This window comes from Streptomyces sp. NPDC051567 (genome assembly GCF_044454165.1).
Taxonomy (GTDB): Bacteria; Actinomycetota; Actinomycetes; order Streptomycetales; family Streptomycetaceae; genus Streptomyces.
The window spans coordinates 39,636-49,852 of the sequence record NZ_JBITDK010000004.1; the positions used below are offsets into that span (position 1 = coordinate 39,636).

At 73.6% G+C, this 10,217-nt stretch carries 9 protein-coding genes; 1 reads left to right on the plus strand and 8 read right to left on the minus strand.

Annotation, left to right across the window (positions count from 1 at the left end):
• Positions 1-34: 34 nt before the first annotated feature.
• The 8 genes from ACIA5F_RS06200 to ACIA5F_RS06235 all read right to left on the minus strand — a co-directional run bounded on the left by ACIA5F_RS06200 (position 35) and on the right by ACIA5F_RS06235 (position 7,636).
• A complete protein-coding gene (locus ACIA5F_RS06200; RefSeq protein WP_399349684.1) occupies positions 35-736 on the minus strand; it encodes a DUF6084 family protein in 702 nt (233 codons plus the stop codon).
• Entirely contained in the window at positions 733-1,392 is a 660-nt protein-coding gene (locus ACIA5F_RS06205; RefSeq protein WP_399349686.1) for a DUF5947 family protein, read from the minus strand. The genes ACIA5F_RS06200 and ACIA5F_RS06205 overlap by 4 nt, the downstream gene beginning before the upstream one ends.
• Positions 1,389-1,955 carry a hypothetical protein gene (locus ACIA5F_RS06210; RefSeq protein WP_399349688.1) on the minus strand — a complete coding sequence of 189 codons (567 nt, stop codon included), beginning with the start codon at positions 1,953-1,955 and terminating at the stop codon, positions 1,389-1,391. The genes ACIA5F_RS06205 and ACIA5F_RS06210 overlap by 4 nt, the downstream gene beginning before the upstream one ends.
• The gene (locus ACIA5F_RS06215) at positions 1,952-3,736 is read right to left on the minus strand and encodes a nickel-dependent hydrogenase large subunit (RefSeq protein WP_399349689.1); all 1,785 of its coding nucleotides are present in this window, start codon (positions 3,734-3,736) and stop codon (positions 1,952-1,954) included. The genes ACIA5F_RS06210 and ACIA5F_RS06215 overlap by 4 nt, the downstream gene beginning before the upstream one ends.
• A gap of 114 nt (positions 3,737-3,850) precedes the next feature.
• Positions 3,851-4,906 (minus strand): hydrogenase expression protein HypE, encoded by a 1,056-nt coding sequence (locus ACIA5F_RS06220; RefSeq protein WP_399349691.1) that lies wholly within the window; start codon positions 4,904-4,906, stop codon positions 3,851-3,853.
• Between the two features lie 474 nt (positions 4,907-5,380).
• Positions 5,381-5,629, minus strand: coding sequence for a hypothetical protein (locus ACIA5F_RS06225; RefSeq protein ID WP_399349692.1), 249 nt, complete (start codon positions 5,627-5,629; stop codon positions 5,381-5,383).
• Between the two features lie 139 nt (positions 5,630-5,768).
• Complete coding sequence (locus tag ACIA5F_RS06230; protein ID WP_399349694.1) at positions 5,769-6,449, minus strand: response regulator; 681 nt, start codon at positions 6,447-6,449, stop codon at positions 5,769-5,771.
• Positions 6,446-7,636 carry a sensor histidine kinase gene (locus tag ACIA5F_RS06235; RefSeq protein ID WP_399350227.1) on the minus strand — a complete coding sequence of 397 codons (1,191 nt, stop codon included), beginning with the start codon at positions 7,634-7,636 and terminating at the stop codon, positions 6,446-6,448. Before ACIA5F_RS06235 ends, ACIA5F_RS06230 begins: the two co-directional genes overlap by 4 nt.
• A gap of 273 nt (positions 7,637-7,909) precedes the next feature.
• Between ACIA5F_RS06235 and ACIA5F_RS06240 the strand changes: the two genes are divergently transcribed.
• Positions 7,910-10,129 carry an MMPL family transporter gene (locus tag ACIA5F_RS06240; protein ID WP_399349696.1) on the plus strand — a complete coding sequence of 740 codons (2,220 nt, stop codon included), beginning with the start codon at positions 7,910-7,912 and terminating at the stop codon, positions 10,127-10,129.
• Positions 10,130-10,217 lie beyond the last annotated feature (88 nt).

Genomic DNA, 10,217 nt, shown 5'->3' on the forward strand with positions numbered 1-10,217 from the left:
CCGGTGCTGGTTTCCGTTCCGGTGCTGGTGGTGGTCACGGCGCCGTCCTCTCGGTGACACGCGGCAGTACGGCGCCGAGCCGGACGGGGCCCGGGGGCGCGGGCTCGGTGCGGGCGGCCGCGTCGAGCAGGGCGCGCACGGTGGCCTCCCAGGAGGCCAGCGCGTGGCGCGAGCGGAAGGCGAGCAGCGCGTCCATGGCGTCGCGGGGCAGCCGCAGCCAGCCGCAGCCCGGGAAGTGCTGTTCGACCATCTCGTGCCAGACGGCGACCGGCATCCGGTACGAGGCTTCGCGGTCCCAGGGCACGGGTTCGACGCGGAAGCCGCCGTCGCCGGTGAAGGCCGTGCCGGAGAACAGCATCAGCAGCGGGGCCTCGCCGTCCTCCAGCGCGCCGAAGTACCGGCTCGCCGCGATGTCCATGTCGTAGGTGCAGGGCACGGTCAGGTCGGTCTCGGTCTCCCCGGTGAAGCTGGGGACCATGAGCGCGACCTGGGCGAACTGCACGGGCTGGAGCGTGGTGCCCCAGCGCGCGCGTGCGCCGAACAGGTCGGCCAGACCCGCGGCCTCGGCGGGCCCGTATCCGCGCCGGGCCGGTTCTACGCGGATCTGGCAGCGCAGGGCGAGGGCGTGCACCCGGGCGTCGTCGGCCGCGGTGATCCGCAGCCGGAAGACGAGGGTGGGGCCGGCGGCGTACGGGTCGGCGCGGACGCCGGTGCAGGTGAAGGCGAGGTCCGTCATGGCCGGTGTGCCTCCGCCGGGACCCTGGACCGTCGCCCGACCTCTTCGAAGAAGCTCCGCAGGGCGGCGCGGGCCTCCGCGCCGCCGTCGAAGCCGTGCCACAGCAGTCGCATCCGTCCCACCAGTTCGTAGCAGATGTCGATCGGCACCAGATGGATCTCGGCGCGGCCCTCGGAGCGGCGCAGCAGCAGCGCCTCCACGTCGGGTTCCAGGAGCCCGGCCAGGCGGCTGGTCCCGAGCACCTCCTGCCAGGTGTCCGGGGAGAGTTCGCTCTCGGTGGCTCCGGCCGGGCTCGGGTAGAGGGCGACCAGGCGGTCGAGCGCGGCGTTGCGGAAGAAGAACGCGACGCCGACCGGGATCTGGAGGCGTTCCCAGGCGGTGTCGTCCAGGTGGTGGCCGGGGTCGGTGAGGTAGCGGCCGGGGACCGCCCGGAACCGCCCGGTGGCGGCGCCCGGCCGGTCGAAGAGCAGGGCGCAGGCGGTGCAGGCGCAGACCAGGGCGCGGCGCTCGGTCTCCACCAGGTGGCGGTGGCCCTCCTCGGGCACGCTCACCCCGCACAGTTCGCAGCGCTCGGGGCGGGGCGGGCGCGGGCCGGTGAACCGCCGCAGGCCGCGCGTGCCGGGTGTGCCGGGCGTGCCCGGCGTCGGCCCGCTCACGGCACCCGCGCCGGGGTGTGCGGGCGGGTGCCGATCTGGAGCAGGGGCAGCGGCGGGGGGCCGGCCGGGGCCAGTTCGACCGTGGTCACCTCGGGCGCGTAGCAGGCGAGGAGGTCCCGGGTGGCCGCGGGGACCTCCGTGGCGGAGGAGCAGCCGCAGCCGCCCGCGCCGGGTGCGGGGCGCAGCCGCAGGGTGCCGGTGGCCTCGTCGAAGCCGAGGGGTTCCAGGGCGTTCCCCGCGCTCGTGAGGGCGCGGTCGATCCGGGTGCCGACGTCCTCGGGGTGGAGGTGGTGCAGGGTCAGCAGGCTCGCCACGAGTTCGTCGTCGAGCAGGGCGGGCGGGAGCGCCGGGGGAAGCGCGGTCCGGGACCCGGGACGGGGGGCGTCCGCCGGGCCGCCGAGGTGTTCCACGATCCGGGCGAGCCCGGCGCCGTAGAAGTCCATGAGGACGCGGACCAGTTCCTCGGCCGCCGCGCACACCTCCCGGTCGCCGGTGGCGGCGAGGCGGTCGAGCACCTCCTCGACCCGGTGTCCGGCCTGCTGGGCGTCGGCTGCCGCGCTCATCCGCCGAACCCGCTCAGGCCGGTGGGCAGGTGGGTCCGTTCGATCTTCTTGCCGTCGCCCACGTACATGTGGACCCCGCACGGCAGACAGGGGTCGAAGCTGCGCACGGCCCGCATGATGTCGATGCCCTTGAAGTTCTCCGGGGTGTTCTCCTCGAAGATCGGGGTGTTCTGGACGGCGTCCTCGTACGGCCCGGGGGTGCCGAAGGTGTCGCGGGTGCTCGCGTTCCACGGGGTCGGCGGGTAGGGGTGGTAGTTGGCGATCTTGCCGTCGCGGATCACCATGTGGTGCGAGAGGACGCCCCGTACGGCCTCGGTGAAGCCGACGCCGATGGACTCGTCCGGCACCTCGAACTTCTCCCAGGTCCGGGTGCGTCCGGCGCGGACCTCGGCGAGGCCCTTCTCGGCGCAGTGCAGCGCGATGGCGGCGGCGTACGCCTGGAAGTAGGTGCGGGCGCGGTTGCGTTCCAGCGCGTTGCTCCACTTCGGGATCTTCCACTCGAAGCGGGTCTCCGGTTTGGTCATCGTGCGCGGCAGGGTGATGACGACGCTGTGCCCGGTGGCCTGGACGTAGTCGGTGTGGACCAGCCCGGACAGGGCGGTGGACCAGAGCCGGGCGAGGGGGCCGCCGCCGGTGTCGAGGGCGAGGTGGTCCTTGCCGTCGAACCAGCGCGGGGACATCACCCAGCTGTACTTGTCGTCGAAGTTCCGCTTCTGCGGGGCGGGGATGGTGTGCTGGTTCCAGGGGTGGCGGGGGTCGACCGGGTTGCCGAGCGGGTCGTGGGTGACGAACTGTTCCTGGCCCTCCCAGTCGTCGTAGTACGAGCTGCCCAGCAGGATGCGGATGCCGAGGTTGATCTCGGTGAGGTCGTTGGTGACCAGTTTGCCGTCGACGACGATGCCCGGGGTGACGAACATCTTCCGTCCCCAGTCCGTCATGTTGGCGTACGTGAAGTCGCAGTGCTCGGGGTCGTTGAGCGCGCCCCAGCAGCCGAGCAGCACCCGGCGGCGGCCGACCTCCTCGTACCCGGGCAGGGCCTCGTAGAAGAAGTCGAAGAGGTCGTCGTGGAGGGGGACGACGCGCTTCATGAACTCGACGTACCGCATGAGGCGGCTCATGTAGTCCGTGAAGAGCTGGACGGAGGCGATGGTGCCGACGCCGCCCGGATAGAGCGTGGAGGGGTGCACGTGGCGGCCCTCCATCAGGCAGAACATCTCGCGGGTGTAGCGGCTGACCTGGAGGGCCTCGCGGTAGAACTCGCCCTCGATGGGGTTGAGCGAGCGCATGATGTCGGCGATGGTGCGGTAGCCGTGCTCGCCGGCGTGCGGGGCCTGGGTGCGCTCGGCCAGCTCCAGTACACCGGGGTTGGTCTCGCGGACCATCTTCTCGCAGTAGTCGACCCCGACCAGGTTCTCCTGGAAGATGTTGTGGTCGAACATGTACTCCGCCGACTCGCCGAGGTTGATGATCCACTCGGCGAGGTGGGGCGGCTTCACCCCGTAGGCCATGTTCTGCGCGTAGACGGAGCAGGTGGCGTGGTTGTCGCCGCAGATCCCGCAGATGCGGCTGGTGATGAAGTGGGCGTCGCGGGGGTCCTTGCCCCGCATGAAGACGCTGTAGCCGCGGAAGACCGACGAGGTGCTGTAGCACTCGGCGACCCGCTTCTGCTTGAAGTCGATCTTCGTGTGGATGCCGAGGCTGCCCACGATCCGGGTGATCGGGTCCCAGGCCATCTCCACCAGGCCGCTGCCGTCACCGGCCGTCTTCGTCTTCGGTGCCATCGTGTCTGCCGTGACCCTTCTTCGGTGCGGGAGGAACCGGGCGTGAACTGGACGGGGGTGGACCGGGCGGGGGTGGACCGGGCGGGGGTGGACCGGGCGGGGACTGCGGGGAGGTCACCAGCGCGGGCGGTAGCCGGTGGTCAGCTGCTCGCCGGTGCGGCGCCACTTGGGCTCCTCGTCCACGGTGTGGGCCGTGATCGCCCGCAGCCTGCGGATCACCGCCCCGTACGCCCCGCTGGCGGCGCTGGAGACCTTGCCCCCGGGAGGTTCGTCCATGAACGGCATGAACTTGTCGGGGAAGCCGGGCATGGTGCAGGCGATGCAGATGCCGCCGACGTTCGGACAGCCGCCGATGCCGTTCATCCAGCCGCGCTTGGGGACGTTGCACTTGACGACCGGGCCCCAGCAGCCGAGTTTGACCAGGCACTTCGGGGAGTCGTAGGTGTGGGCGAACTGGCCCTGCTCGTAGTAGCCGGCGCGGTCGCAGCCCTCGTGGACGGTGTTGCCGAAGAGCCAGGTGGGGCGGAGCTTGTCGTCCAGCGGGATCATCGGGGCCGAACCCGCCGCCTGGTAGAGCAGGTAGGTGAGGGTCTCGGAGAAGTTGTCCGGCTGGATCGGGCAGCCCGGCACGCACACGATCGGGATGCCCGCGTGGGACTTCCAGTCCCAGCCCAGGTAGTCGGGGACGCCCATGGCGCCGGTCGGGTTGCCCTCCATGGCGTGGATGCCGCCGTAGGTGGCGCAGGTGCCGATGGCGACGACGGCGAGGGCCTTGGGGGCCAGCCGGTCGAGCCACTCGCTGGTGGTGATGGGCTGGCCGGTCTCCGGGTCGTCGCCGAAACCGCACCAGTAGCCTTCGGGTTTGATCTTCTCGTTCGGGATCGACCCTTCCACGACCAGCACGAAGGGGTCGATCTCGCCCCGTTCCCCTTTGAAGAACCATTCGATGAAGGTGTCCGCGCCGCCGACGGGGCCGCACTCGAAATCGATCAGGGGCCAGTGCACCGCGATCCTGGGCAGACCGGGGAGCACGCCCAGCACGATCTCCTCGATGCTGGGCTGCATGGCGGCCGTCAGGGAGACGGAGTCACCGTCGCAGCTCAGACCCGCGTTGATCCAGAGGATGTGGATCGGGGGGTCCTCCACCGGGACCGGCGTCGCTGCGTCCATGGGGATGCCTCCTCGGGGAGGTGTGCGGGGAGAGTCTCCGTATCGCCCTCCGCCTTTCTTGCTAACAGGTGCGCGGGCCGGGTGCTCTGTCATGTTCGGCCAGTCCAGTGACGGCGCGGCTCCGGAAGGACGCAGCGGAGGCCGCGGGGCCGGACGGGGCCGGTGGCACGGGCCGGGGCGGGGTGGTGCGGGCGGGGGCGGGGTGGTGCGGGGCGCGCGCCGGAAGAAAGGCGGGCCGACCGGCTCCGCGCCCGGGGACGGAGTCCTACGATGGGTGGGGCCTGTCCACCGTGCGGGGAGGGCCCTGTGGTGACACGTCCGGTGGTGACACGTCCGGTGCGTACGGGCGGGATGCCCTGCCCCCCGACCCGTCCCCCGCGGACTCCCCCGCCGCCGAAACGCCCGGTGCGGCCGCCACGGCCCGGAGCACCGGTGGCGGGCCGTCACGTGGGCACGGGGCCCGGACCGTCGCCGTCAGCGGGCGGCTCCGGATCTTCCCGGGCCGCCGCCTCCCGGAGCCGGGGTGACCGCCAGCAGCGGCGGGGCCGGTGAGGACCAGCGGTGGCCGCAGGGGTCGAAGACCAAGGTCACCGGCCGGCCCGGCCGCTGACGCCAGGAGATGCGGTCCGGCGGGCTCCCGCAGACCGGACAGCAGGGCAGCGGGCTCGGCTCGGACAGGCACCCGGGTACGGCCGCGAGCGGCGTGGAGTGCGGTTCGCGCATGGAGACTCCCTGGTCGGGGGGTTGGGCTGGTCGCACTGTGCCATGGACGGGACCCGATCCGCACGGACGGATCCTCCAGGGTTCCCGCCGGCCGGAGCTGTGCACTCCTGCGGGTTCCGACGTCAGGGGCGCCCCGGGGTCAGGCGCCGCGGCGCCCGGCCTCCACGAGGCCCGACTCGTAGGCCGCGATCACCGCCTGCGCGCGGTCGCGGACACCCAGCTTGCCGAAGATCCCGGTGATGTGGTTCTTGACCGTGGAGACACTGATGTCCCGGTCCCGGGCGATCTCGGCGTTGTCGAGTCCGGCCGCCATCAGCTGCCAGATCTCCAGCTCGCGCGGGGTGAGTTCGGCGGCGGGTCCGGCCGGGGGCGCGGCGTCCTGCGGGCGGAGCCGGCCGGGGGGCCGTACGTAGGTGGAGATCAGCCGGGTCAGCAGCCTCGGCGCCACGACGGCCTCGCCCGCGTGGACGGTGCGGACGGCGGCGATCAGCTCCTCGGGCGAGACGTCCTTGGGCAGGAAGCCGTACGCTCCGGCGCGCAGGGCGGCGACCACGTACTCGTCCATGTCGAAGGTGCTGAGGGCCAGGACCCGGGAACCGGGGAGTATCCGGGCCAGTTCCCCGGTGGCGCCCACTCCGTCGAGCACCGGCATCCGGATGTCCATGACGACCACGTCGGGCCGCAGTTCCCAGGCGAGGGCGACGGCGCGGGCGCCGTCCTCGGCCTCGCCCACGATCTCGAACTCCGGGTCGGGGGCGAGGATCAGGGCCAGGCCCCGCCGTACCAGCGGCTGGTCGTCGGCTATCAGGACACGGATCATCGGTCCCCTCCCTCTCCTGCGGCCACCGTCACGGCCACGGTCGCGTCCGGTGTCCGCGGGGCGGGAAGCCGCGCCGCCACCTTGAACCCGCCCCCGGCCAGGGCCCCGGTCTCCAGCGTCCCGCCCTGGAGGGCGACGCGTTCGTGCATGCCGAGCAGACCGTACCCGGTGCGGGACTCCGGCCGTACGGGCGGGGGCTGCGGTGCGCCCGCCCCGTCGTCGCACACCTCCACGACGACCTCGTCCGGGCCGTACGACAGCCGGACGCGGGCGTGGGCGGGGCCCGCGTGCTTGCGGGTGTTGGTCAGGGCCTCCTGCACGATCCGGAAGACCGTGAGGCCGACGGTGGGCGGCAGCGGGCGGACCGGCCCGTCCACGGTGAACTCCGTCCGCGTCCCGGCCAGCCGGGATTCGGTGACGACGCGTTCGAGGTCCGCGGGGCCGGGCTGCGGAGCCGGCGGGGTCTGTTCCGGTTCCTCCCCGGCCCGTAGGACGTCGAGGAGCTGGCGCATCTCGCGCAGCGCCATCCGGCCGGAGCCCTCCAGGGTGACCAGGGCCTCGCGGGAGGCCTCCGGGTCGTGCGCGAGGTTGGCCCGTGCCCCGCCCGCCATCAGCTGCATGGTGGTGATGTGGTGGGCCACGATGTCGTGCAGCTCACGGGCGATCCGGCGGCGTTCCTCGGCCACCGCCCGGTCGGCGAGCAGGACGCGGTTGGCGTCGACCTCCCGCTGCCAGCGGTTGACCGCCACGGCGGTACCGACGACGAGGAGCGTGGCGGCGGCGTTGCCGGCGACGATCCAGCCGGACGGGAGCAGCACGCCGTCCTGGCCGAGGGCGGACAGCGGCACGGCGGCGAGGGCGCACACCGTGACCACGGCGGGACGGCGGGTCCTGGTGACCGTGTAGAGGGCGACCACGAGGGCGACGGTGAAGTGCGGCGGCATCGGGTTGCTCAGGTTCATCACCATGCCCAGGGCCAGCACGGCCGCGAGCGTCGTCACCGGGCGGGCGCGCCGGGCGAGCAGGGTGAGTCCGGCGGCCACGAGGAGGAAGAGCACCGGCACGGACAGGGGCCGCCCCTCGTGCAGGGACCCGATGGAGAAGCCGATCACGTCCAGGGCCGCGGCCCCGACCACCATCAGTGCCTCGTTCCGTGTCCACGCCAGCCTGTCGACGCCCGTGCGCATCGTCACCGTCCTCCCCCGCGCGGCCGCCCGGCCCGGCTCGTGCCGGGGTCTCGCGCGACCGTCCAGGCTCCATTCTGGCACCGGCCGCGCCCGGTGCCACCGGCCCGGAGGGGGAGGTGGACCGGGACTGCGGTCCTGGTCGGGGCGCAGGGACCGGACCGTGGTCCCGGGCGGAGTTCCTCCTGTGCCCCGATGTCCGCGGGGGTCCGCGCCTGATGGTCTGGGGACGTGCCGGGAGGACCCGGCGCCACCGCACAGACCCCGAGGAGCAACGTGATCCGCGCCCTGACCGGATACTCGACGAGAAGTCCGTGGAAGGTGATCGCCGTCTGGGCCGTGCTGGGTATCGCGCTGACCGTGCTGGGCCAGGCCTTCGTCTTCCGCGCCACCCAGTCCAGTACCGGCGAGTTCCTGCCCTCCTCCTACGACTCGGCCGCCGCGCTGAGGATCGCCGAGGAGCGGTTCGGGGCGGAGCCCGACGCCAATCCGCTGACCGTGCTGGTGGCGCGGGCGGACGGCGGCGCGCTCAGCGGCGCCGACGAGCGGCGGATCGACGCCGTGGCGCAGGAGCTGGGCCGGTACCGGGTCACCATGCCCCGGCCCGAGGACACGCCGCCCTTCCTCGTCCAGGACCACTCCCAGGTCCCCGAGATCGCCGGGGCCATGACGGCGCCCGACCGGAGCTTTCGGCTGCTCTCCGCCGAGCTGAGCGGCAATCCGGCCGATCCCGGGCTCCAGAGCACCTACCGGGCCTTCCGTGACCACGCCCGGGCCGAGTTCACCGAGGCGGGGATGCGGACGGGGTTCACGGGTGGGCTCGCCGACAGCGTGGACTCCGCCGACGCCGAGGAGACCCGCGCGAAGGTGATCGGTGTCGTCATGCTCGGCGTCATCGTGCTCCTGCACGTCCTGGTGTTCCGCAGCTTCCTGGCGGCGCTGCTGCCGCTGATCGCGGTGGCGGTCGTCGGCGGGGCGGCGGCCGGTGTGGTGATCGGCGCGGCGATGCTGACGGGGACGCGGCTGGCGCCGTCCACCCCGGGGCTGATCAACGTGGTGCTGGTGGGCATCGGCGTCGACTACTTCCTCTTCCTGCTCTTCCGCTTCCGCGAGCAGTTGCGCGCGCGGCCCGAGCAGTCCGGCCGCGAGGCGGCGGCCGAGGTCGCCGGGCGGGTGGGCACGGCGATCACCTCGGCGGCGCTGACCATCGTCGCCGCGTTCGCCACGCTCGGGGTGGCGACCTTCGGCCAGTTCCGGGTCCTGGGTCCGGCGATCGCGGTGTCCGTCCTGGTGATGCTGCTGGGCAGTCTGACCCTGCTGCCCGCGCTGCTGGCCGTCACCGGGCGCCGGATGTTCTGGCCCTCCCGCTCCCTGGACCGGGAGGACCGCGCGGGCTCGGCGGCCCGGATGGGCGAGCGGGTGGCCCGGCGGCCCCTGATGCTGGTCCTCGCCTCGGTGGCGCTGCTCGGCGCGCTGTCCGCCGGACTCGTCGGGATGCGCATGGACTACGGGCAGACGGGCGCCGGGGAGCGGACCGCGGCGGCGGTCACCGCGGCCGAGATCTCCCGCGCCCTGCCGGCCGGGGTGTCGGACCCGACCAGTGTGTTCGTCACGGCCCCGGACGGTTCCGCGCTGACGGCCGAGCGCCTCGGCGGGCTGTCCCGGGCGCTGGCCGGGGTCGACGGGGTGGGCCAGGTGGCCGCCACCGTGCTGAGCGAGGACCGCGGGGCGGCCCGGATCGACCTCTTCCTGACGGCCTCCCCGCAGCTCCAGGAGGCGCGGGACCTGGTCTCGGGTCCGGTCCGGGACACCGTCGCCGCGCACCGGCCGGCCGGGACCGAGGCCCATGTGGGAGGCACTGCGGCGGTCTTCGCCGACATCGCGGCGGCCGTGGACAAGGACCTGCGGGTGGTCTTCCCGGTGGCGGCGGCGCTGATCGCGCTGATCCTGGTCGTGCTGTTGCGGAGCCTGCTCGCGCCGCTGGTCCTGATGATCGCGGTCGGGTTCGGTTTCGCCGCGACCCTGGGCGCCTCGACCCTGGTCTTCCAGCAGGCGCTGGGGCGGGCGGGGGTGGACTTCACGCTTCCGCTGGTGCTGTTCCTCTTCGTGGTCGCGCTGGGCACCGACTACAACATCCTGATCAGCGACCGCATCCGGGAGGAGATGGAGCGGCCCGGTCCGGCCCGCGCGGCGGTGGCGCGGGCGGTGCGGCACACCGCTCCCGCCATCGCGACGGCGGGCGTGGTGCTGGCCGCCTCCTTCGGGAGCCTGGCCGTCAGCCCGGCCCCGTCCACCCAGCAGATCGGCTTCGCGACGGCCCTGGGGATCATGCTCTCCGCGTTCGTGCTCTCGATCGTGCTGGTGCCCGCGCTGGCGGCGCTCCTGGGCCGGTCCCTGTGGTGGCCGCTGCGGCCCCGGCGCCCGGCCGCGGACGCGCCCCGGCACTCGGGCGGGACGCTCCCGGAGCGCCGGGACCACGCGGACGCCTCCCGCTGACCCGGCCGGGGGGGGGCCCCGGGGGGGCGCCCCCCCCCGCCCCCCCCCGCCCCGCGCGGCCGGCCCCCCCCCCCCCGCGCCCGGGGCG

Bases quoted from the DNA above. Each gene is read 5' to 3' on its own strand.
- ACIA5F_RS06235 (WP_399350227.1), bottom strand. From the start codon at position 7,636: ATGCGCACGGGCGTCGACAGGCTGGCGTGGACACGGAACGAGGCACTG.
- ACIA5F_RS06200 (WP_399349684.1), bottom strand. From the start codon at position 736: ATGACGGACCTCGCCTTCACCTGCACCGGCGTCCGCGCCGACCCGTAC.
- ACIA5F_RS06230 (WP_399349694.1), bottom strand. From the start codon at position 6,449: ATGATCCGTGTCCTGATAGCCGACGACCAGCCGCTGGTACGGCGGGGC.
- ACIA5F_RS06210 (WP_399349688.1), bottom strand. From the start codon at position 1,955: ATGAGCGCGGCAGCCGACGCCCAGCAGGCCGGACACCGGGTCGAGGAG.
- ACIA5F_RS06225 (WP_399349692.1), bottom strand. From the start codon at position 5,629: ATGCGCGAACCGCACTCCACGCCGCTCGCGGCCGTACCCGGGTGCCTG.
- ACIA5F_RS06220 (WP_399349691.1), bottom strand. From the start codon at position 4,906: ATGGACGCAGCGACGCCGGTCCCGGTGGAGGACCCCCCGATCCACATC.
- ACIA5F_RS06215 (WP_399349689.1), bottom strand. From the start codon at position 3,736: ATGGCACCGAAGACGAAGACGGCCGGTGACGGCAGCGGCCTGGTGGAG.